A 21,919-nucleotide genomic window follows, 5' to 3' on the forward strand; every position below is an offset into this window, starting at 1 on the left:
GTAGCGGCCCAGCGCCAGGCGCAGGTCCTCGGTGGACGCCGCGTCGTTGTGCAGGTCGCGCTCCAGCTCGCCGCGCTGCTGGCGGAACATCGCCTCGATGTCGTCGAGCACCTCGCCGACGAGCTCGTTCGCGCCGCGGACCGCGGTGCGCGGCTCGTCGACGAAGTGGGCCTTGAGCGACTCCCAGCGTTGCTGGTAGTCGGCGGCACGCCGGGCGGGCACGAGCCGGTTGGGGTCGTCGTCCCCGACGTCGCGGCGGGTGAGTCCGCCGCCGGCTCCCGCGGGCGCGCCGCGGTCGTGGCCGGCCGGAACGCCGTCCGGCTCACCCTGGCCGTACCCGGCCCCGCCATACCCGTCCCCGCCGTAGCCGTCCCCGCCGTAGCCGTCCCTCTGAGGCCCGTCCGCGCCGTGGTGCTCCCGGGCGTCGCTCCGCATCGCCTCGGCGCGGCTGCCTCCCGCGGTCGTGTCCCGGGTTCCGTCGTGCTCGGCCGGCGGTGTGCCCCAGCCGTCGCGGGTCGCCCCGGGATCCTCGCTGCGGGTTCCGTCACCCCAGGTCCCGCCGTCGCGGTCGGTACCGGCCCGGTCGTCGACGGGGTCGCCACGGTCGGCGTGCCGGTCGTCGACCCGGTCCTGCATGCCGTCCGCCATGCGGTCCTGCATGCGCCCGTCGTGCCGGGCGTCGGCACGGTCGTCGGTGCGGTGCTCCATGTCGTCCTCCCCGTGGGTCGCGTGCCGCGCGTCGTGCTCGTCGGCGCGGGTCATCGGGTCGTCTCCTCGGTCCGGCGGTCCCCTGCCCGGTGGCCGTCGACCCGGTGGCCGTCGGTCCGGTGGCCGTCGACGCGGTCGCCGGCCTCCGCGGCGCGGTTCCCGCGGTCGCCGTTGCGACCGGCGCCACGGCGGCCGTCATCGCTCTCGTCGAGCAGCGCCTCGACCAGCGCGCGGTAGGACGTCACTGCCCGGCGCAGCTCCTCGGTGTCGACGCCGCCGCGGGCGTTGCGCCGCGAGATCTCGCGGGCCTCGCGGTAGCGCTGGACGACGATCGGGTGCTCGACCGAGACGTCCTCGGCACGGCGGTCGAAGTCGGCGACGGGGTAGCCGCGCGCGCTCATGACCTCGGTAACGAAACCGTCGGCGCGCTCGACCGCGCGGTCCGGGTCGTCGACGAACCCGCTCTGCACCCCGAGCCAGCGGTTCTGGAACTCGGCGCGCTCGTGCTCGCCGAGCGGGCGCAGGTCGAGGCTGCGGTGCCGCTTCTCGCGCTCGGCGAGGCGCCGCTCGGCCGCCTTCGGGTCGTCGGTCTCGGCGAGGGTGCGCTCGTACTCCGGTCCGAAGTGCTCACGCAACCGTGCGCTGCGCCGCCGGGCGCCGACCAGGTAGGCCGCCACGCCGATCGCGACGAGGACCACCACCACGACGATGATCACTACGATGAGGGTCGTGTCCATGCGTCCGAGTGCCCGGACGCTGCCCGTCACAACCCGTTCATACGGTTCGATGCTGTGATGTCTGTCACACTCGATGGTACCTGGAGGCGCGCAGTGCTCCAGCTGGATGCACCACGATGAGCGACGAGGACCCCGATCGGGTGGAAGCCGCGGCCGAGGAGCTGTACGGCGTCCCACCGGACGACTTCGTCCCGGTCCGCGACGAGCTCGTCGCCGCGGCACGCGAGGCCGGCGACCGCGAGGCCGCGAAGGCGATCGGCAGGCTGCGCCGGCCCACCCAGGCCGCGTGGCTGGCGAACCTGCTCGCCCGCGAGCGCGCCCAGCAGCTCGACGGGCTCCTCTCGCTCGCCTCCGACCTCACCGACGCCCAGCGCACGCTCGACGGGGCCGCGCTGCGGACGTTGTCGGCGCAGCGCGGCAAGCTCGTCGCCGCGATGGCCAGGGAGGCCAGGGCGCTGGCCGGTCGCGACGGGCACCGCGTGGCCGAGAGCACCGAGCGCGACCTGCGCGGCATCCTCGACGCGGCCCTCGCCGACCCCGGTATCGCCGACCAGGTCCGGTCCGGGCGGCTGCACCGCACCGTCAGCTACTCGGGGTTCGGGCCCGACGCCCTCGCCGGCGCCGAACCACGGCCGGCACCGCGTCGCCCCGCACCGGCCGACGAACCGGCGCCGGCCGACGGCGACGAGGCCGGGCAGGACGAGGTCGCGCGCGACGAGCAGGCCGAACGCCGGGCCCGCGAGCTCGCCGACGCGCGGCGCGCCCTCGACGACGCCGTCGCCGCCGAGTCGGAGGCCCGCGAACGCGAGCAGGTCGACCGCGACGAGCACGACGACGCGGCCCGTCGCCTCACCGAGGCCAAGGACCGCGTCGCCGACCTGGTCGCCGAGCTGGAGCAGGCCCGCGCCGCGCAGCGCGACGCCACCGAGGCCGAACGGTCCGCGGCGGCGACGCTGCGCGACTCGTCGAGCCGGCTGCGGACCGCGGCGGCCGAGGTCGAACGCGCCCGCGCCCGCGTCGAGGACCTGTCCGGCTGACGCGGTCCTCGTCGCCGCGGCGGATCCGGTGCCGGCGACGACGCAGGCGTCGGCGGCACTTGATCCGGGGACCGCCGGTCAGCTCGGGGACGGGTCGAGCAGGGTGTGGCCGTCGCGGAAGACGACGCCGTTGCCGCACCGGACCTCGACCTTCCCGTCGGCGAACTGCTCGGTGTAGAGCCGCGCGTAGAGGCCACCGCGCGCGAGGAGGTCCTCGTGCGTCCCGCGCTCGACGATCTCCCCGCCGTCGACGACGAGGATCTGGTCGGCACCCAGGATCGTCGAGAGCCGGTGGGCGATCGCGATCGTGGTGCGGGCCTGCGTCGCGGTCTCCAGCGCCTGCTGCACGAGCCGCTCGCTCGCGGTGTCCAGTGCGCTGGTGGCCTCGTCGAGGATCAGCACGGGCGGGTCCTTCAGCAGCACCCGGGCGATGGCGAGGCGCTGCTGCTCGCCGCCGGAGAGCCGGTAGCCACGCTCGCCGACGACGGTGTCGTAGCCGTCGGGGAAGCTCGCGATCCGGTCGTGGATGTTGGCGGCGCGGGCGGCGGCCTCGAGCTCGGCGTCGGTCGCGTCCGGCGCGGCATAGCGCAGGTTCGCGGCGATCGTCGCGTGCAGCAGATGGGTGTCCTGGGTGACCATGCCGACGGCCGCGCGCACCGACGCCTGGGTCAGCTCCCGGACGTCCTGGCCGTCGAGCAGCACCGCGCCGCGGTCGACGTCGTAGAGCCGCGGGATCAGGTACGACATCGTCGTCTTGCCCGAGCCGCTGGGTCCGACGATCGCGGTGAGCGTGCCCGGTGCCAGCTGCGCGCTGACCCCGCGCAGCGCCCACGGCCGCACCGGGGTCCCGGGCGGCGTGGGGTCGTCGCGGTCGGCGAGCGGGTAGCTGAACCAGACGTCGCGCAGCGTCACCGCACCCCGCACCGCCGTCGGGTCGAGGACCCGCGCGCCGGGGGCGTCGACGATCCGCGGCCGCAGGTCCAGGTAGGAGAAGATGCGCCCGAACAGCGCGAGCGAGGTCTGCACGTCCAGCGACACCCGCAGCAGGTTGACCGTCGGGAAGAGCAGCCGGGTCTGCAACGTCGTGAACGCGACGACGGTGCCCGCGCTCAGCCCGCCGCCCGCGGCGATCAGCAGGCCCGTGACCAGGTAGACCAGCGCGGGCGTGACGCCGAGGAACGTCTGCACGACCGCGAAGAACGTCTGTCCCGTCATGGCCTGGCGTACCTGCAGCCCGACCTGGTTGGCGTTCTCCTCGCGGTAGCGGCGCACCTCGTCGGCCTGCCGGTTGAACACCTTGGCCAGCAGGACCCCCGACACCGACAGCGCCTCCTCGGTGATCGCCGTCATGTCCGAGAGCGACTCCTGGGTCCGGCCGGCCAGCCTGCGGCGGACCCGTCCGACGCGGACCTGCAGCAGCACGAAGACCGGCACCAGCGCGACCGCGACCAGCGTCAGCTGCCAGCTCAGCAGCAGCATCGCCACCAGTGCCGCGACGACGGTGACGACGTTGCCCAGGATCGACGTCGCCGTCTCGGTGAGCACGCTCTGCACGCCGCCGACGTCGTTGGCCAGCCGGGACTGGATCGCGCCCGTCCGGGTGGCGGTGAAGAACGCGAGGTCCATGCGCTGCAGGTGCTCGAAGAGCCGGCCGCGCAGGTCGGCCATGACGCGGTTGCCGAGCAGCGTCGTCTGCCACGTCTGCCACACCCCGATCAGCGCCGAGACGACCGGGATCGCGACCATCCCGGCCACCAGCCACACGAGCAGGGGGATGTCGACGACGTGGTCCGGCGGGAACAGGGCCTTGTCGAACGTCGCCTGCGTCAGGAACGGCGTGACGATGCCCAGCCCGCTCGAGACGAGCACCGCCGTGAGGATTCCCGCGAGCGCCCACCGGTGCGGCCCGAACAGCGCCCACACCCGGCGCCCGATCCGGTCGCCCGCGGGGCTCGTCCCCACCGTCACGCCTGCGTCGTTCGCCCCGGTCACATCGCGCCCCCTCGGTGAAACCGGCCACACGCCGACCGGCCGGCCCAGCCTGCCAGGCGCCACAGCGGGTCGCGCGTGACAGGGTCGGTGCGTGGGATCGGTCTGTCCGGAGGAAGCGGCCCGGGCCGCGGCGCCGCCCCGGCCGGCGCTCGGGGCGCGGGTGCGCGCGGTGGCGTGGCGGCGCTGGGCGCTGATCGTCGGCCTCACCATCCCGGTCACCGTCGGGCTCGGCGCGGTGTCGGTGCCCTCGCCCGCGCTGTTCGCGGGCCTGCTCGTCGGGACGGTGCTGGCGCTGCTGGGGCGGGCCCCGCGGGCGGTCCCGCAGCCCGCGACGACGGGCGCGCAGGCCGTCATCGGCGTGGTGATCGGGTTGATCGCCCAGAGCGACACGCTGGCTGCGGTCGCGCGCGACTGGCTGCCGGTCCTCGGCATCGGCCTCGCGACGCTGCTCGCGAGCATGGGCGCCGGGTTGCTGCTGGGCGTGCAGCGCGGGGTGTCGCCGCTGACCGGGATGCTTGCGCTCACGGCGGGCGGGGCGTCGGGCCTGGTCGCGATCAGCCGTGAGCTGGGCGGCGACGAGCGGGTCGTCGCCGTCGTGCAGTACCTGCGGGTGGGGCTGGTGACGGCGACGATGCCGGTCGTCGCGGCGCTCGCGTTCGGCGCCCGGCACGGCGCTCCCGGCGGCGACACCGCCGCGTCGGCGCCCTGGTACGTCGGGCTCGGCGTGCTCGCGTTCTGCTGCGCGGTGGGCGTCCCGCTCGGGGTGCTCACCCGGGTCCCGGCGGGCGCGCTGCTCGGGCCGATGGTCGTCGCGCTGGTACTCGCGCTGACCGGCTGGTCGTTCGGGTCGACCCCACCGTCGCTGGTCGTCGACGTGGCCTATGCCGTGATCGGCTGGCAGGCGGGCGTCCGCTTCACCCGGGAGAGCCTGCGCACGGTCGCCCGGGTGTTGCCGCTCGCGATCGGGTTGATCGTCGTGATCATCGGGGCGTGCGCGGCGCTGGGCGTCGTGCTCGCGCACCTCACCGGCGCGACGCTGCTCGAGGGCTATCTCGCGACGACGCCCGGCGGGATCTACGCCGTCCTCGCGACGGCGATCTCGGCGGGCACCAACGTCACGTTCGTGGTGGCGATGCAGGTGCTGCGGGTGGTGCTGATGCTGCTCATCGCGCCCTTCCTGGCCCGGCTCGCGGGTCGGCGCTGGGGCACTACTGGACGCGACTGACCCGCCCCGGCGGCGGCTCGGGGACCGCCCCGGGGTGCAGGACCGCCGCGAGCGCCTCGATGCCGTCGACGAGCCGCGGCCCGCCGCGCACGACGTAGGACGCCGAGTCGATCGCCACGACCGGTCCCGGCGGCAGCGTCTCGAGTACGTCGTGGGCCTGGGCGATCGCGTCGTCGAGCCCGTAGCCACAGGGCGCGACGACGGTCAGGTCCGCACCGAGCCCGTCGATCTCGTCCCAGGTGACGGCCACGCTGCGGGCACCCTCGGCGCCGCCGGCGGCGAGTCCCCCGGCGCGGCGCACCAGCTCGGGCACCCAGTGGCCCGGCAGGTACGGCGGATCGGTCCACTCCAGCACGAGGACCCGCGGCCGTGCGCGCCCGGCGACGGCGGCCGCGACCGCGTCCAGCCGCGCCCGCAGCCCCGCCACCAGCGCCGACGCCGCCCGTGGGTGCCCGGCCCGGACGCCGACCTCGGTGACCGCGGCCAGCACCTCCTCGACGGTGTGCGGGTCGACCCGCACCACGTCCGCGTCGGACCCGAGCACCGCCAGGGCGTGCACCACGTCGTCCGACGGCAGGGCACACACCCGGCACAGGTCCTGGGTGAGGATGAGGTCGGGCGCCGCCGCGGCCAGGGCCGCGCGATCGAGCGCGTACATTGGCAGCCCGCGCGCGGCCCGGTCGCGGACCACGGCGTCGACCCCGGCGGGATCGAGCCCCGCCGGCAACGCCGTGTCGACGACGACGGCGCAGCGGTCCCGGACGCCCGCGGGCTCGTCGCACTCGTAGGTGACCGCGACCAGGTCGTCGGCGAGACCGAGCGCGCCGACGATCTCGGTCGCCGCGGGCAGCAGCGAGGCGATCCTCATCGGACCATCCGGAAGAAGGTCCGGACCTCGTCGACGAACACCTCCGGCTGCTCCAGCGAGGCGAAGTGCCCGCCCGCCTCCGGATGGTTGAGCATCCGCAGGTCGGTGAACCGGCGCTCCAGCCAGCTGCGCGGCAACCGGCGCATCTCCTGCGGGAAGACGGTCGCACCCGTCGGCACCTCGACCGGGTCGAAGCGCGTCTTGCCGTAGCTCTCCCAGTACAGCCGCGCCGACGACGCCGCGCTCCCGGTGAGCCAGTACGTCATGACGTTGTCGAGCAGTCGGTCGCGCGGGATCGTGTTCTCGGGATGGCCCGCGCAGTCGGTCCAGTCCCAGAACTTCTCGACGATCCAGGCGCACTGCCCGGCGGGCGAGTCGGTGAGCCCGTAGCCGAGTGTCTGCGGCCGGGTCGCCTGGATCGCCGAGTAACCGGCGCCGAAGCGGTTGAACCGCTTCGAGTCCAGTACGGCCCGCTTCTCCTCCGGCGTGAGCCGGCCGCGCTCCTCCGGCGGCGGCACGTCGGCGAGCGGCATGGTCAGGTGGATGCCGACGACGTTCTCCGGGGCCCCGGTGCCGAGCGTCGCGGTGATGATCGAGCCCCAGTCGCCACCCTGGGCGCCGTAGCGCTCGTAGCCCAGCCGGTCCATGAGTTGGGCCCATGCCGTCGCGATACGTTCGACGCCCCAGCCCGGGACCCGCGGCTTGCCGCTGAACCCGAAGCCGGGCAGCGAGGGCACGACGACGTGGAAGGCGTCGGCCGGGTCGGGCGGGTCGACCAGGGCGTCGATCACGCCGAGGTACTCGACGATCGAGCCCGGCCAGCCGTGGGTGAGGATCAGCGGCAGGGCGCCCTCGTGGCGCGACCGCGCGTGCAGGGCGTGCACGTCGACCACGTCGTCGGCGCCGCCGTCGAGCACGGTCCGGATCTGCGGCCACGAGTTGATCTCGGCCTCGCAGCGCCGCCAGTCGTACCCGTCGGCCCAGTACGCGCACAGCTCCTGCACGTAGTCCAGCGGGACGCCCTGCGTCCAGCCGTCGACGGTCGCCGGGTCGGGCCAGCGGGTGCGACGCAGCCGGTCGCGGAGGTCGTCGAGGTCGGCCTGGGGCGTCTCGATGCGGTACTCGCGCACGTCCTTACAGTTGCACGCCGCGCGTCAGTGCACCGTCAACGACGAGGTTCGTGCCGCTGATCCGGCTCGCCAGCGGGCTCGCCAGCATGACGACGGCATAGGCCACCTCCTCGGGCGTGCCCATCCGGCCGGTCGGGTTGAGCCCGAGCGCGGTCGACCAGAGCTCGGGGTTGCCCTGCTCGATGCCCTGCCACACCCCGCCGTCGAAGTAGGTGTTGCCCGGGGAGACGGCGTTGGCCCGGATCCCCTTGGGCGCCAGGTCGAGCGCGAGCCCGGAGACGTAGTGCACGAGCGCGGCCTTCATGACGCCGTAGGACCCGTCGGCGAAGTCGATCTCGCGGCCGGACACGCTGGACACCGCGATGACCGACGCGGCGTCCGACGCCTCCAGGTGCGGCATCGCCGCCTCGACCATGCGCACCGTGTGCATCAGGTCGACCTCGAAGCTGGCCTTCCAGTTCTCCTCGCCGGGGCCGATGGCCAGCGCGCTGACGTTCGCGACGACGATGTCGATCCCACCGGCCTCCGCCGCCTCGTCGGCCACCCAGGCGGCGAGCGCCTCCCCGTCGCCGACGTCGAGCGCCCGGCCCGCGACGTCGTAGCCCTTGCCGCCCAGCAGGTCCACCCGGGCGAGGATCTCCTCCTCGGAGCGCGCGCAGAACGCGACGCGCACGCCCTCGGCGGCGAGCATCTCGACGATCGCGGCGCCGATGCCGCGCGTCCCGCCGGTGACGAGCGCCTTGCGACCGGTCAGCTGCAGGTCCATTCGATCTCCCTAGAGGGGTCGGTCGGCGGGCCGCGTCACAGCGTCGCGGCCTGCTCGCGCAGGTGGGTGTGCATGCCGTTGTACGCGCGACCCGCCGGCAGCAGTGCCTTCGGGACCTTCGTGACGGCCGAGTAGTTGGTGTCGACGACGTTGGCCAGCGGTGACTCGCTGATCTGGGTGAGCAGCTGGTAGGCGTCGAGCCGGTCCAGACCGTACAGCTCGCCGAGCCAGCCGATCATGCCGACCTGGCTGGCCCGCCAGGCGTCCTCCAGCGGCCGCGACGACCCGACCACGACGTAGTGGGTGTCGGACTCGATCCGCGGCCACAGCGGCGCGGGCGCGCCCTTGATCAGCTCGACGAGCAGCGTCACGTCCATCGCGCCCTCGACGGCGGTGCCACAGCTCTCGCCCTCGCCCTGCCGGTAGTGCCCGTCGCCGACCGAGAACAGCGCGCCCTCGACGTTGACCTGCAGGTAGCAGGTGACGCCCGGCTTCATCTCGGGCGTGTCCATGTTCCCGCCGAACATGTCGGGCACCAGGCTCGAGCGCACCTCGCGCCCCGCGGGCGCGACGCCGACCGTGCCGAGCATCGGGTTGCAGGGCAACTCGAGGCGCACGTCGGCACTCGTGGCCTCGAACAGCACGGTGCCGGCGGCCCGGTCGAGCTGGTAGATCCAGGTCCGCTCGGGCAGCGGGTCGTGCAGCAGGGCGGTGCGGTCGGTCGTCGACAGCGCGCCGAAGAACGGGATCGTCGACGACGCGCCCCAGTCGCGGGCCGGGGTGAGGTCGACGATGTGCAGGGCCAGCGTGTCGCCGGGCTCGGCGCCCTCGACGTAGAACGGGCCGGTCTGCGGGTTGACCTCGGTCATGTCCAGCACGTCGCCCGGCCGGTCGGTGACCCGGGTCAGCCGCCCGGAGAAGGCGTCCTCGGTCCACAGCCGCAGCAGCGTCCCCGGGCTGATCCGGTGACTCGGCGCGACGCCGCCGAAGGTCCACACGTACTGGTCACGTTCGGGTCGGTACTCGACGACGTCCACCCGGGTGATCGTCGACCGTCCGCGGTGCCCGCCGCAAGAGCCGATCTTCCGAACTCCCCCGGCCGCCAGCCCCGCCGGTGACTCAGGGCCGCCGGTGCACCGACACCGCGTAGTCGCCGCCCGCGTACGGGTCGCGCGTCCAGGTCGACCAGCGCGCGTCGAGGACCAGCCCCGCCGCGGCACACCAGCCGTCGTAGTCGGCGACCGACGGCCAGCCCGGCCGCAGCGTGAACCCGGCCACCAGCAGCCCGCCCGTGCGCAGCGCCCGTGCGCACGCCGCGACGGCACCCGGCCGGTCGGCCGGGTCGGCGTAGGGCACGACGTTGCCGGCGAGCAGCACGAGACCGAACCGGCTCTCGTCGGCGAGGTCCTGCAGACCCTCCTGGCGCCACGTCAGCTCCGGAGCCTTGCCGCGCGCCAGCGCGATCATGTCGCCGTCGGGGTCGAGGCCCTCCACGTCGACGCCGCGGCGGGCCAGCTCGACCGCCACCCGGCCCGTGCCGCACCCGCCGTCGAGCACGGGCGCACCCGTGCGGCCCGCCAGCAGCGCGACGACCAGGTCGGCCTCGCCGTGCGGGTTGCCCCCCTCGGCTTCGATCCGCGCCCACCGGGCCTCGTACTCGTCGAGGTCGACGGCCCGGCGCCACCGCCGCCAGTCGTCGGGGAGCGCGTCGGACATGCCGGGAAGCCTAGTGGTCGGGCAGGATCGGGCGGGTGGAACGGACCGCGTCGCCCGGCGCCGTGCACCAGTCGCTCACCGACGGCATCGGGGCCACCCCGCTGGTCCGGCTCGACCGCGTCGTGGCCGGCATCGCCGCCGAGGTCCACGTCAAGGCCGAGTACGCCAACCCCGGTGGCAGCGTGAAGGACCGCGCGGCGTTCGCGATGGTCACCGCGGCCGAACGCGACGGCCGGCTGCGGTCCGGCGGGACCGTCGTCGAGGGCACGTCGGGCAACACCGGGATCGGCCTCGCGATGGTCGCCGCGCGCCGTGGGTACCGCTGCGTGCTGGTCGTGCCCGACCGCACGGCCGCCGAGAAGATCGCGCTCCTGCGCGCGTACGGCGCCGAGGTCGTCCTCACCCCCGGCACGGTCCCGCAGCACGACCCCCGGCACGTCCGGCGCCTCGCCGAACGGATCGCCGCCGAGACCCCCGGCGGGTGGCTCGCCGACCAGTACACCAACCCCGCCAACCCGCTCGTCCACCAGCGGACGACCGGCCCCGAGATCTGGGCCCAGACCGGCGGGCGGATCACCCACCTCGTCGCGGGCGTCGGCACCGGCGGGACGATCACCGGCACGGCCCGGCACCTGCGCGAGGTCGCGGGCGGCCGGGTGCGGATCGTGGCCGCCGACCCGGCGACGTCGCGCTACTCAGGCGGCGACGGCAGCCCGTACACCGTCGAGGCCGTCGGGCACTACCTGCACCCCGACACCGTCGACGACGAGTGGCCCGAGACCTACGACCCGACGGTCGTCGACGAGTTCGTGCGGGTCGCCGACGGCGACGCGGTCCGGCTGGTGCGCCGCGTCGCCCGCGAGGAGGGCCTGCTGCTCGGCGGCTCGGCGGGCACCGCGCTGGTCGCGGCGCTGCAGGTCGCGGCGGACCTCGGGGCCGGCGACGTCGTCGTCGCGATCGCGCCCGACTCCGGTCGCGCCTACCTCAGCAAGTACTTCGACGACGACTGGTGCGCGCGGCTGGGGTTCGTCGACGCCGCCACCGGCCCGTTGGTGCGCGACGTCCTGCCGCCCGTCGCGCCCGGGCTCGCCGTCGTCCCGCTCGGGCGCCGCGTCGGCGAGGTCGCCGCGGCGCTGCCCCCAGGCCCCGACCTCCGCCCCGTCGTCGCCGACCGGCAGACCACCTCGGCCGACCGGGCCTCGGGCGACGTCGTCGGGTCGGTCTCGGTGTCGGCGCTGCGGCACGCTCCCGCAGACGGGTCGGTCGCCGACCACCTGCTGGAGCCGCTGGCGACGATCGGGATCGGCGAGTCCGTCGCCGGGGCGCTGGCCCGCGTCCCCGACGACGGCCGGCCGCTGCTCGTCCTCGACGACGGCCGGGTCGTCCGCTCGACGTCGCGCCACGACCTCACCCGTGAGCGGCGATAGTCGCCGGGGCGACCATCACCACTCACGACCCGGCCACGCGCCGCCGCCGTGGACCGGAGAGCCCTCGACCGGAGACCCCGGACCGGCCGGGCCGCGGACCCGGCTGCCGGCCCCGCATCCGTGCCGGTGCGACACCCGTGCGCGTCCGGCGGGATCGCCGCACATGTGCATTCCGTACATCGACGAGTCCGCCGTTGTGCGAGCTGCCCGATGAAGGCAGCATGCGACGCCTGCTTCGCTGGGGAACCCGGAGGTCAGGAGCCGACTTGGACGAGATCACGATCGACGACATCCCCGCGCTCACGCTGGGTGCAGGCGTGCTCGCCACCGCCCGGCTGCACGCCGCGCACGAGTGCTCGCCACCCACACCTTCTTGATCTTCGAGGATGCCGAGAACGTGCCCGCGCCACCCGGCAGCTGATCAGGCGTCGCTGGCGGTCCTCCCGGTCGTCGACCGTGGGCGGTTAAGGTGCGCGCCCGGAGCCGGTGCGCACACGGATGGGTCGTGCGCCGTCGGCGTGACGCAGCCTCCGGCGCGCGAACCGACCCCCGGCCCAGGCACCTGCAGGTGTCCCCGAGCGCAACCTCACGGTCGTGCCGAGCACGAATCCGAGCAGTGAGGTTGCACGCGGAAGGGCGGCCGCAACCTCGCCGTCGCACCCGAGCGCGACGACGACGATCAGGTTGCACCCAGCCCCGAGCCGCCCCCGGGCCTCGACCCGGCCTGGACCCCGGACCCGGCCCAGGCCTCTGCCGGCCCCCGAGCGCAACCTCACGGTCGCGCCGAGCACGAATCCGAGCAGTGAGGTTGCGCGCGGAGGGGCGGCCCGCGCCCCGGACCCGGACCCGGACCATGGGGAAAATGCGTGGACCGGATCGGGCGTAACGGTCGCCCGGGTGGTGGCGAGTCCCGCCCGGGGACCTTGCCGCCACGCCGCACACGCGGCACGCTGCCTGGCGGAGAGATCGGCCCGGCACGAGTGCCCTGACGTCGCCCGACCGGGTCCGGCGACGTCGCCGGTGTACGACGAGGGGGCGGGAATGTCCGAGGCCGCGGTGCAGGAGCCGGACACGACGGGCGGCCCGTCGCCGGCGACGACCGCGCCGGGCGTGCTCGGCGTCCTGCGGCGGGTGCCGTTCACCGCCACGTGCGCGGTGCTCATGATCGTGGTGGGCCTCGCGACCGGCACGCTGTGGTCGGCGGTGGAGGACCGTTCCTGGTACCCCCAGGTCGGATACGGGCTGCCGAGCCTGCTCGACGGACACGTCTGGACGCTGCTGACCGGCCCGTTCTTCGCCGTCGGTCCCGTCTTCTACGTCCCGATGGTGCTCTCGTTCGTGCTCTTCGTGGGCTGGGCGGAGTGGCGGATCGGGACGGGCCGCGCGGCGGCGGTGACGATCGTCGGACACATCGTGGGGATCGCGGGCGCAGCCCTGATCCTGCTGGTCACGCGGCCGACCGGCTGGCCGTGGGCGCAGATGCTGGGGGGCGAGCTCGACGCCGGGTTCTCCGCGGGCGCGTTCGCCGCGCTCGGCGTCACCGCGTCGACGCTGCGCTCGCCGTGGCGGCTGCGGCTGCGCCTGGGCATCGGCATCTACCTGCTCGTCGCGTTGATCTACGGCGGGAACCTCGCGGACCTGGAGCACTTCGTCGCCGGTGGCGCGGGTCTGCTGGCGGGGCACGTCGTCACCCGCGACCTGGGCACCCCCCGCACCGGCCGGCCCAGCCGCCGCGAGTGGCGGCTGCTCGCGGTGGCGGGCGTCCTGGTCATCCTGCTCGGCACGGTCCTGTCGTGGCTCATCCCGTCGGACGGGCCGCTCGGCCCCACGGGCGACACCGAGAGCGACTGGGTCGACGTCCTCATCACGCTGGTCCTGGCGTTGCTCCTCGTCAACGGCCTGCGCAAGGGCAAGCGGACGGCCTGGCGGTGGGGGGTCGGCATCGGGATCCTCAACGTCGTGCTGGGGCTGGTCGTGGCGGTCGTCGTGATCGTCGCGGTCGTGCTCGGCGAGCCGTGGGAGATCGTCGGCGGGCCGCTGTTCATCGCCGACCGGCTCCTGTGGCTGATCCTGCTGGTCGTGCTGATCGTCGGCCGGCACGCGTTCCGCACCCCGTCCCGACGGCGCATCCGCAAGCGGCGGGAGTTCGCCGCCGACCGCGCCGACGCCATCGCCGCCCTGCACCGCTACGGCGGCGGCACGATCTCGTGGATGGCGACGTGGCCGGCCAACCGCTGGTTCGGCACGGGCCCGGTCGAGGACACCGACGCCGGCCCCGAGGCGGCCGAGCCCTCCGCCGCGCCCGAGCCCTCCGCCGCGCCCGAGGTCGTCGCGGCCGCGGACCCCCGCCCCGATGCCGCCTCGGACGCCCCCGCGGACAGCGCTTCCGGCACCCCGTCCGACGCCGCTCCCGACACCGCGGACGCGGCCGCACCGGACCCTGCCTCGGACTCCCCGGACGCCGCGGACTCCCCGGACGCCGCGGAACCCGACCCGGGCATCGTGATCGCCTACCAGGCGCACGCGGGCGTCGCGATCGGCCTCGGCGACCCCATCGGCCCCGCGGGCTCGCACATCGACGCCGTCGCCGCGTTCTCCCGGATGGCCGACCGCGCCGGGCTGGTCCCCTGCATGTTCTCCGTCGGCGACGCCACGGCCGCCGCCGCCGAGACGATCGGTTGGAAGTACGTCCAGGTCGCCGAGGACACCCTCATCGACCTGCCTGGCCTCGCCTTCACGGGCAAGCCGTGGCAGAACGTCCGGTCGGCGATCAACCGGGCGAAGAAGGAGGGGATCGAGTTCCGCATGGTGACCCTCGCCGACGAGCCCTGGTCGCTCGTCGAGCGCATCCGCGGGATGAGCGAGGAATGGGTCGGCGACAAGAGCCTGCCCGAGATGGGCTTCACGCTCGGCGGGGTCGACGAGGCGCTCGACCGGGACGTGCGGGTCGGGATCGCGCAGGACGCGCACGGCACGCTGCACGGGGTGACGTCGTGGCTGCCGGTGTACGGCCCCGGGGGCCGGATTCACGGCCGCACGCTCGACCTGATGCTGCGCAGGCCCGACGGGTTCCGCCCGGTCGTCGAGTTCCTGATCGCGCAGAGCTGCGCGACGTTCCGCGACGAGGGCGTCGAGATCGCCTCGCTGTCGGGCGCGCCGCTCGCCCGGTCGGAGGGCGACGGGCCGGTGCACGGGCTGGCCCGGGTGCTCGACCAGATCGGCGACGTGCTGGAGCCGCTCTACGGGTTCCGCTCGCTGCACGCGTTCAAGGCGAAGTTCCAGCCCCGCTACGAGCCCATGCACCTCGTGTACCGCGACGAGGCGGACCTCGCCCGGATCGGTGTCGCGATCACCCGGGCCTACCTGCCGGACACGCCCGTCACCGAGCTGGTGAAGCTGACGCGCGCCTGACGTGGCGTGGCCCTGGGCCCGGCCGCGCCCGCCCGTCCGGAGCGCTCCGGGCCGCGGCTCGGCCGTCAGCCGGCGGCGCCGGCGGCCAGCCAGATCAGCGCCGTCACCGTCTGTGCGTCGGCGTGGGCCGTGGGGACGGTGACTGCGGCCCGGGCCTGCGCGGCGGCGTCGGCGCCCAGTTGCGCCGCGACCCAGGCGAGCGCCCGGTCGGAGGCGGTCGGGCCGGCGGCCGGACCTCCCTCGGCCGAGCGCTCCCGCAGCACCTCGGCCGCCAGCCCGACCGCACGTCCGGTGCGGCCGCCGTCGACCGCGACCAGGATCGCGACCTCCTCGCGGGCGGGCTCGGCCGACCGCGTCGCGACGGTGGCCGCGATCGCCGCCTCCAGCCGGTGGTCGACGAGGTCGACGACGCAGGCGTGCTCGTCGAGGTCCGCGGCGAGGATCGCCGTGTGGTGCCGGTTCACCGCCGCCGTCCACTCGACGAGCTGCTCCTGCGGGTGGGCCGCCGGGTCCGCGACGGGCGGGATGCGGTAGCCCAGCTCCTGCTCGACGCGGGCCTGCGCCAGGGCGAGCCGCAGCTCCGGGACGCCGTCGGTGCGTTCGACGTCGGGCAGGTCGTCGGGGCCGTAGCCGTCGAGGCCGGGCAGGGTGAGGATCGGCCGCAGCCCACCGGCGGGCCGCGACACCCCGCCGCCACGCCGCCGCCGCGCCGCGACCTTGTCCGCCCGCCGCTGTCCGGGAGGCCGTTTGCGCGCCATCCCGTCAGCCGCAGACCGCGCCGCCGGCCGCGGAACCGACGAGCTTCGCGTACTTGGCCAGCACGCCGGTGCGACGCGGGGGCTCCGGCGGCGTCCACTCCGCACGCCGCCTGCGCAGCTCGGCGTCGTCGACCCCGATGTCGAGGGTGCGGGCGGCCATGTCGAGGGTGATCGGGTCGCCGTCGCGGACCAGCGCGATCGGGCCGCCGTCGGTCGCCTCGGGGGCGATGTGCCCGACGCAGAGGCCGGTCGTGGCGCCGGAGAAGCGACCGTCGGTGATCAGCAGGACGTCCTTGCCCAGACCGGCGCCCTTGATCATCCCGGTGACGGCCAGCATCTCGCGCATGCCCGGGCCGCCGCGCGGGCCCTCGTACCGGATGACCACGACGTCGCCCGCGGTCACGGTGCCGTCGGCGACGGCGTCGAGCGCGCCCTGCTCGCCGTCGAACACGCGGGCCGTGCCGGTGAAGGTCGCCGAGTCGAACCCGGCGCTCTTGACCACGGCGCCGTCGGGTGCGAGCGAGCCGCGCAGGATGGTCAGCCCACCGGTGGGGTGGATCGGGTCGGACAGGGCGTGCACGATCGTGCCGTCGAGATCGGGCGGGTCGATCTCGGCGAGGTTCTCCGCGACGGTCCTGCCGGTGACGGTGAGGGCGTCGCCGTGGAGCAGTCCCGCGTCGAGCAGCGCACGCATCACGACGGGCACGCCACCGACCTGGTCGACCGACGACATGACGTAGCGCCCGAACGGCTTGACGTCGGCCAGGTGCGGGACGCGGTCGCCGATGCGGTTGAAGTCGTCGAGGGTGAGCTCGACCTGCGCCTCGTGGGCGATGGCGAGCAGGTGCAGCACCGCGTTGGTGGAGCCGCCGAACGCCATCACGACGGCGATCGCGTTCTCGAAGGCCTCGCGGGTGAGGATGTCGCGGGCGGTGATGCCCTGGGCGAGCATGCCGATCACGGCCTCCCCGGAGGCGCGGGCCGAGCCGTCGCGACGCCGGTCGACGGCGGGCGGGCTGGCCGACCCCGGCAGCGCCATGCCGAGCGCCTCCGCGGCGCTGGCCATGGTGTTGGCGGTGTACATGCCGCCGCACGCGCCCTCGCCGGGGCAGATGTTGCGCTCGATCTCGGTGAGCTCGTCGCGGGTGATGAGCCCCTTGATGCAGGCACCGACGGCCTCGAACGCGTCGGAGATGTTGACCTCGCGGCCGTCGACGTGCCCGGGCAGGATCGAACCGGCGTACACGAAGACCGATGCGAGGTCGAGCCGCGCGGCGGCCATCAGCATGCCGGGCAGCGACTTGTCGCAGCCGGCGAGCAGGACCGTGCCGTCGAGGCGCTCGGCCTGGACGACCGTCTCCACCGAGTCGGCGATGATCTCCCGGCTGACCAGCGAGTAGTGCATGCCGACGTGGCCCATCGAGATGCCGTCGGACACCGAGATCGTGCCGAACTCCATCGGGAAGCCGCCCGCGGCGTGCACACCCTCCTTGGCGGCCCGGGCGAGGCGCTGCAGCGACAGGTTGCAGGGGGTGATCTCGTTCCAGCTCGACGCGATGCCGATCTGGGGCTTGGCGAAATCGTCGTCGCGCATGCCGACGGCGCGCAGCATCCCGCGGGCGGCCGTGCGTTCGATGCCGTCGGTGACGTCGCGGCTGCGCGGTTTGAGGTCGGCGGTCGCAGGGGCGGACCGGTCCGCGAGCTCGGTCATTCGGCGCTCCAGTCGGTGCGGGTCACGTGGCGGGGGGTCGCGTGCCGGGGTGGTCGGGCGCGACCAACCTATCCCCGCCGCCGCCCGCCCCGGCAGCCGCGGGCCGCCCGGCCTCCCGCACCGAGCGGCCCAGTAGCAGCACGATCACCGCCGACAACGTCATGAACCCCGCGACGCACCACATCCCCGCACGCAGCGACCCGGTGAGGTCCTCCAGCCAGCCGGTCAGGTACGGCCCGACGAACCCGCTGAGGTTGCCGAACGAGTTGATCAGCGCGATGCCCGCGGCCGCGCCGACACCGGTGAGGAACGTCGGCGGCAGCTGCCAGATCACGGGGATCGCGGCGAACACCCCGCACGCGCACACCGTCACCGCGGCGATCACGAGCGCGGGCGAGTCGAGGTAGAGGGCGACGGCGACGGCGGCGGCGCCGAGCAGCACCGGCACGGCGACGTGCAGCACCCGCTCCCCCGTGCGGTCCGAGCTGCGGGCCACGACGACCATGACCACCGCCGCGACCGCGTACGGGATGGCCGTCACCAGCCCGATGACGGTGGCCGACAGCGACGTCGAGAGCTCGTCGACGACCTGGGGCAGGAAGAACGCGAGCACGTAGAGCCCGAACACGACACCGAAGTAGACGACCGACAGCGCGATCACCCGCCGGTCGGCCAGCGCCGCGCGCAGCCCGGGCGCGTGCGGCACCTCCGCGGCGTCCTCACGGGCGATCGTGTCCTCCAGCGCCGCCGCCTCCTCGCGGCGCAGCCAGCGGGCCTTGCGCGGCCGGTCGGGCAGCACGAACAGCACCACGATGCCCAGCAGGAACGCGGGCAGGCCCTCGAGGAAGAACATGAACCGCCAGCCGGCGTCGAACCCGAGGACGCCCTCGCCGTGGTCGATGAGCAGCCCCGACAGCGGCCCGCCGACCACCGACGACAGCGGCACCGCCAGGAAGAACAGCGCGACGACACGGGCCCGCTGCACCCTCGGGAACCAGTACGTCAGGTACAGGATGATGCCGGGGAAGAACCCCGCCTCGGCGAAGCCCAGCAGGAACCGCACGACGTAGAAGCTGGTCGGGCCCTGCACGAACGCCGTCGCCGACGCGATGATCCCCCAGCTGATCATGATGCGGGCGATCCAGAGCCGGGCGCCGACGCGGTGCAGGATGACGTTGCTCGGCACCTCGAAGAAGAAGTACCCGATGAAGAACAGCCCGGCCCCGAGGCCGTAGGCGGTCGCCGAGAGGCCCAGGTCGGGGCGCATCGTCACCGACGCGAACCCGACGTTGACCCGGTCGACGTAGTTGAGCAGGTAGCACAGGCCCAGCAGCGGCAGCAGCCGCCACATCGCCTTGCGGATCGCGCCCTCGGTCGGGGTGGTGACGGCCCCCGGCTCGGGCTCGGCTGCGGACACGGGCGTCTCTCCTCGCGGTCGGCACCGCGCCGCCCCCCGACGACGCCCTGCGCTTCTACCCCGCGGACGTCGCGCCGACAACTCGGGACGCGCCGGGCGAACCCCCCGTCCCGGACTCGCGACGGGTTCGGGACACCCCCGGCACCGCCCGTCACCTCCCGATCTGCTGCTCGTTGGCTGCTGCGGACGACCATTCGGAAGGACACTCATGGGCGAGCACAGCACACGACGCACACCCCGGTTCCGGGGTGTCGCACGCGTCGGTGCGCTGATCGGGGTCGGCGTCGTCGCGGCGGGGGTGCTCACGGGCACCGCGCTGGCCGCCGATCACACCGGTGGCGGGGACGGCAGCGCGCTCGTCGCCGGGACACCGTGCACGGTGACGGCGAAGGCGTGCGTGGACCTCGCCGCGAACAAGGCGTGGCTGCTCGACGACGGCGCCGTCACCGTCGGGCCCGTCGGCATCAGCCACGGCGGCCAGGGCGAGGAGACCCCCACCGGCACCTTCCAGGTGCAGTGGAAGGACAAGGACCACAAGAGCGCGGAGTTCAACAACGCGCCGATGCCCTACGCGGTGTTCTTCGCCCCCGGGGGCATCGCGTTCCACCAGGGCAACCCGCAGAACCCGTCGGCGGGGTGCGTGCACCTCGCGCACGACAACGCCGTCACCTTCTACAACTATCTGCAGGTCGGCGACGAGGTCCAGGTCCACTGACCACGCCGCGGACACGACGACGGCCGGCCCCCGTACCCGGGGACCGGCCGTCGCCGTTCGTGGGGCGTTCCCGTACCGCTACGGGCGGGCCGTCGCCCGGTCGCGGCGCACGTTGGCGCGGCGGCCCTTGAGCGTGGTGACGCCGCGCAGCGCGCGCAGCACCTCGTCGGCGGCGTGCTCGGGCACCTCCACGAGCGCGTGCCGCTCGTGGATCTGGATGGCGCCGATGTCGCGACCGGAGAGCCGGGACTCGTTGGCCAGCGCGCCGACGATGTCCTGCGGGCGCACACCCGCGGCACGACCGGCGGAGACGAACAGCCGGGTGGTACCCGCCTTCGGCGGACGCGGGCCCTGGCCGCGGCTGCCGCCGAACTCGCGCCGCCCGGCCGGGCCGCCCCGGCCGTCGCGCTCGCGACGGCCTTCGCGCGGCGCCGACACCACCGGGATGTCGATCTCGTCCTCGGGGGCACCGGAGACGTCGCGGGCGATCCGCACGGCGGCGGCCGCGACCTCGACGGCGTCGAACTCCTCGGCGAGCGAGGCGATCATCGCGGCGACACCGTCGTCGGCGCCGCGGCCGGCCGACTGCCGGTCGGTCAGCAGCCGCTCCCGCAGCGCGACCTTGGTCCGCTCGACGCGCGCACCGGCGAGGTCGGCCACCGTCGGCACGGGGGCGACGGGCACCGGCGTGCCGGTGAGCCGCTCGATGTTGCGCAGGTGCCGCACCGACGCGGGCGCGACCAGGGTGATCGCCACGCCCTCGCGGCCCGCCCGGCCGACCCGGCCGATGCGGTGCACGTAGGACTCGGGCGACTTGGGCACGTCGTGGTTGACGACGTGGGTCAGCTGGTCGATGTCGAGGCCGCGGGCGGCGACGTCGGTGGCGACGAGCAGGTCGGTCCGCCCGTTGCGCAGCCTGTCGACGACGCGGGTGCGGTGCTCCTGGTCCATGCCGCCGTGCAGCGCCTCGGCACGCAGCCCACGACCGGTCAGCGCCTCGGTGACGGCATCGACGTCGGCACGGGTGCGGCAGAACACGATCGCCGCGGTCGGCCGCTCCAGCTCGAGGATGCGGCCCAGCGCCGCCGTCGTGTGGCTGCGCGGCACCATGTAGGCGGTCTGGCGGACCCGGGGGGCCTCGCCCTCCGGGACCTCCTCGCGCTGGATGCGCACCAGCACCGGGTCGGTCAGGTAGGTGCGGGCGAGCACCTCGATGCGCCGCGGCATGGTGGCCGAGAACAGCACGGCCTGCCGGGTGTCGGGGGTGGCCTGCAGGATCGTCTCGATGTCCTCGACGAAGCCCATGTCGAGCATCTCGTCGGCCTCGTCGAGCACGACGACCTCGAGCTCGTCGAGGCTCAGGGCACCGCGGTTGATCAGGTCGATCGCGCGGCCCGGGGTGGCGACGACGACGTCGACGCCACGCTTGAGCGCACCGAGCTGCGGGCCGATGGGAGCGCCGCCGTAGACGGCCAGCACCCGGGCACGCAGCCCCTTGCCGTAGCGGGCGATCGCCTCGGTGACCTGCATCGCGAGCTCGCGGGTCGGGGCCAGCACCAGGCCGAGCGGGGCGGTGCCGCGGCTGCCGCGGCGCTCCTGCGCCAGGCGCTGCAGCATCGGCAGCGCGAAGGCCGCCGTCTTGCCGGTGCCGGTGGCGGCCTGGCCGATGAGGTCACGGCCGTCGATCAGTGACGGGATGGCCTCGGCCTGGATCGGGCTGGGCCGCTCGTAGCCGAGCTCGTCGAGCGCGCGCTGCAGCTCGGGAGCCAGCCCGAGGTCGGCGAAGCGCACGCCGCCCTCGTCGGGGTCGTCCGTGTCGTCGGAGTCGTCGGAGTCGTCGGACTCGTCGTTCGAGTCCTCGGCGGAGTCGTCAGCGGACTCGTCGACGTCGCCGGTGGACTCGACGGAGTCGCCGATGGACTCGTCGGAGTCGCTGTCGTGGGAGGCGTCGGTCGGGGCGACGTCCTCGACCGAGTCGATCTCGGCCGCGAGCGCGGCGTCGTCGAACTCAGGGGTCTCGGGGTGGTCGTTCTCGGGCAGGTCGAGCAGGGTAGTCACACACGTCCTCTGTCGCGGCAGGGTGAGCGCGTCCCACTCTGGACGCGGGCACTCACGGAGATCACTCACGGAAGCCCGCGGGGCCCTGCGGCGTGCATACGTGGACCATCTGGGGCTCTCGGACCGCCATGAGCGGCGGACCGACGCACCAGTGTCCCATGCCGCGTTCCCGACGATCACGCCGGGGCCGGGTCTCGCCGGTCACGTGGTTCCGTCAGGGATCAACGCCCCGGACCGCCGGAC

General features: G+C 74.5%; 17 protein-coding genes. 5 read left to right on the plus strand and 12 right to left on the minus strand.

Annotated elements, in window-relative coordinates; genetic code table 11:
* Positions 1-762: hypothetical protein (locus PSD17_RS13525; RefSeq protein ID WP_339122817.1), on the minus strand; the 762-nt coding region annotated here is incomplete at its 3' end.
* A complete protein-coding gene (locus tag PSD17_RS13530) occupies positions 759-1,445 on the minus strand; it encodes a hypothetical protein (protein WP_339122818.1) in 687 nt (228 codons plus the stop codon). The genes PSD17_RS13525 and PSD17_RS13530, both read right to left, overlap by 4 nt.
* A 116-nt stretch (positions 1,446-1,561) precedes the next feature.
* On the opposite strand from PSD17_RS13530, the gene PSD17_RS13535 reads away from it, so the two are divergent.
* Positions 1,562-2,482, plus strand: a complete 921-nt coding sequence (locus tag PSD17_RS13535) for a hypothetical protein (RefSeq protein ID WP_339122819.1) — start codon at positions 1,562-1,564, stop codon at positions 2,480-2,482.
* Between the two features lie 78 nt (positions 2,483-2,560).
* On the opposite strand, the gene PSD17_RS13540 is transcribed toward PSD17_RS13535, so the two are convergent.
* Complete coding sequence (locus PSD17_RS13540) at positions 2,561-4,450, minus strand: ABC transporter ATP-binding protein (RefSeq protein ID WP_339122820.1); 1,890 nt, start codon at positions 4,448-4,450, stop codon at positions 2,561-2,563.
* A 115-nt stretch (positions 4,451-4,565) separates the two neighbouring features.
* Between PSD17_RS13540 and PSD17_RS13545 the strand changes: the two genes are divergently transcribed.
* Positions 4,566-5,699, plus strand: a complete 1,134-nt coding sequence (locus tag PSD17_RS13545) for an AbrB family transcriptional regulator (RefSeq protein WP_103381201.1) — start codon at positions 4,566-4,568, stop codon at positions 5,697-5,699.
* Here the strand turns inward: PSD17_RS13545 and PSD17_RS13550 are convergent.
* The 5 genes from PSD17_RS13550 to PSD17_RS13570 all read right to left on the minus strand — a co-directional run bounded on the left by PSD17_RS13550 (position 5,683) and on the right by PSD17_RS13570 (position 10,179).
* Complete coding sequence (locus PSD17_RS13550) at positions 5,683-6,567, minus strand: ABC transporter substrate-binding protein (RefSeq protein WP_339122821.1); 885 nt, start codon at positions 6,565-6,567, stop codon at positions 5,683-5,685. The genes PSD17_RS13545 and PSD17_RS13550 overlap by 17 nt on opposite strands.
* Complete coding sequence (locus PSD17_RS13555) at positions 6,564-7,697, minus strand: epoxide hydrolase family protein (RefSeq protein WP_013675221.1); 1,134 nt, start codon at positions 7,695-7,697, stop codon at positions 6,564-6,566. Before PSD17_RS13555 ends, PSD17_RS13550 begins: the two co-directional genes overlap by 4 nt.
* A 4-nt stretch (positions 7,698-7,701) precedes the next feature.
* A complete protein-coding gene (locus tag PSD17_RS13560) occupies positions 7,702-8,463 on the minus strand; it encodes an SDR family NAD(P)-dependent oxidoreductase (protein WP_013675220.1) in 762 nt (253 codons plus the stop codon).
* Positions 8,464-8,498: 35 nt separating this feature from the next.
* Complete coding sequence (locus PSD17_RS13565; protein ID WP_339122822.1) at positions 8,499-9,500, minus strand: acetamidase/formamidase family protein; 1,002 nt, start codon at positions 9,498-9,500, stop codon at positions 8,499-8,501.
* 82 nt (positions 9,501-9,582) lie between these two features.
* Positions 9,583-10,179: a class I SAM-dependent methyltransferase gene (locus PSD17_RS13570; RefSeq protein WP_013675218.1), complete on the minus strand. Its 597-nt coding sequence runs from the start codon at positions 10,177-10,179 to the stop codon at positions 9,583-9,585.
* Between the two features lie 35 nt (positions 10,180-10,214).
* Between PSD17_RS13570 and PSD17_RS13575 the strand changes: the two genes are divergently transcribed.
* Together PSD17_RS13575 and PSD17_RS13580 are read left to right on the plus strand one after the other, a co-directional pair.
* Entirely contained in the window at positions 10,215-11,606 is a 1,392-nt protein-coding gene (locus PSD17_RS13575) for a PLP-dependent cysteine synthase family protein (RefSeq protein WP_339122823.1), read from the plus strand.
* 1,041 nt (positions 11,607-12,647) lie between these two features.
* Positions 12,648-15,017: a bifunctional lysylphosphatidylglycerol flippase/synthetase MprF gene (locus tag PSD17_RS13580; protein WP_013675195.1), complete on the plus strand. Its 2,370-nt coding sequence runs from the start codon at positions 12,648-12,650 to the stop codon at positions 15,015-15,017.
* A 65-nt stretch (positions 15,018-15,082) separates the two neighbouring features.
* On the opposite strand, the gene PSD17_RS13585 is transcribed toward PSD17_RS13580, so the two are convergent.
* Genes PSD17_RS13585 through PSD17_RS13595 form a run of 3 tightly spaced genes read right to left on the minus strand, consistent with a single transcriptional unit; the run spans position 15,083 to position 18,837 of the window.
* Positions 15,083-15,775: a hypothetical protein gene (locus PSD17_RS13585; protein WP_339122824.1), complete on the minus strand. Its 693-nt coding sequence runs from the start codon at positions 15,773-15,775 to the stop codon at positions 15,083-15,085.
* A gap of 4 nt (positions 15,776-15,779) precedes the next feature.
* Positions 15,780-17,486, minus strand: coding sequence for a dihydroxy-acid dehydratase (ilvD, locus tag PSD17_RS13590; protein ID WP_339122825.1), 1,707 nt, complete (start codon positions 17,484-17,486; stop codon positions 15,780-15,782).
* Between the two features lie 22 nt (positions 17,487-17,508).
* Complete coding sequence (locus PSD17_RS13595) at positions 17,509-18,837, minus strand: MFS transporter (RefSeq protein WP_103381219.1); 1,329 nt, start codon at positions 18,835-18,837, stop codon at positions 17,509-17,511.
* 274 nt (positions 18,838-19,111) lie between these two features.
* On the opposite strand from PSD17_RS13595, the gene PSD17_RS13600 reads away from it, so the two are divergent.
* The gene (locus PSD17_RS13600; RefSeq protein ID WP_339122826.1) at positions 19,112-19,618 is read left to right on the plus strand and encodes a L,D-transpeptidase; all 507 of its coding nucleotides are present in this window, start codon (positions 19,112-19,114) and stop codon (positions 19,616-19,618) included.
* A gap of 78 nt (positions 19,619-19,696) precedes the next feature.
* Here PSD17_RS13600 and PSD17_RS13605 read toward each other — a convergent pair whose 3' ends face one another.
* A complete protein-coding gene (locus tag PSD17_RS13605; RefSeq protein ID WP_339122827.1) occupies positions 19,697-21,676 on the minus strand; it encodes a DEAD/DEAH box helicase in 1,980 nt (659 codons plus the stop codon).
* Between the last annotated feature and the right edge of the window lie 243 nt (positions 21,677-21,919).

The sequence above is a fragment of the Pseudonocardia sp. D17 genome, from assembly GCF_036984265.1.
In the GTDB taxonomy this organism is placed as follows: domain Bacteria; phylum Actinomycetota; class Actinomycetes; order Mycobacteriales; family Pseudonocardiaceae; genus Pseudonocardia; species Pseudonocardia benzenivorans.

What these genes read in the sequence shown, in the direction of transcription:
- PSD17_RS13530 (WP_339122818.1), bottom strand. Translation starts at nt 1,445, where the DNA reads ATGGACACGACCCTCATCGTAGTGATCATCGTCGTGGTGGTGGTCCTC.
- PSD17_RS13535 (WP_339122819.1), top strand. Translation starts at nt 1,562, where the DNA reads ATGAGCGACGAGGACCCCGATCGGGTGGAAGCCGCGGCCGAGGAGCTG.
- PSD17_RS13550 (WP_339122821.1), bottom strand. Translation starts at nt 6,567, where the DNA reads ATGAGGATCGCCTCGCTGCTGCCCGCGGCGACCGAGATCGTCGGCGCG.
- PSD17_RS13560 (WP_013675220.1), bottom strand. Translation starts at nt 8,463, where the DNA reads ATGGACCTGCAGCTGACCGGTCGCAAGGCGCTCGTCACCGGCGGGACG.
- PSD17_RS13570 (WP_013675218.1), bottom strand. Translation starts at nt 10,179, where the DNA reads ATGTCCGACGCGCTCCCCGACGACTGGCGGCGGTGGCGCCGGGCCGTC.
- PSD17_RS13580 (WP_013675195.1), top strand. Translation starts at nt 12,648, where the DNA reads ATGTCCGAGGCCGCGGTGCAGGAGCCGGACACGACGGGCGGCCCGTCG.
- PSD17_RS13585 (WP_339122824.1), bottom strand. Translation starts at nt 15,775, where the DNA reads ATGGCGCGCAAACGGCCTCCCGGACAGCGGCGGGCGGACAAGGTCGCG.
- ilvD (WP_339122825.1), bottom strand. Translation starts at nt 17,486, where the DNA reads ATGACCGAGCTCGCGGACCGGTCCGCCCCTGCGACCGCCGACCTCAAA.
- PSD17_RS13595 (WP_103381219.1), bottom strand. Translation starts at nt 18,837, where the DNA reads ATGTGGCGGCTGCTGCCGCTGCTGGGCCTGTGCTACCTGCTCAACTAC.
- PSD17_RS13600 (WP_339122826.1), top strand. Translation starts at nt 19,112, where the DNA reads ATGGGCGAGCACAGCACACGACGCACACCCCGGTTCCGGGGTGTCGCA.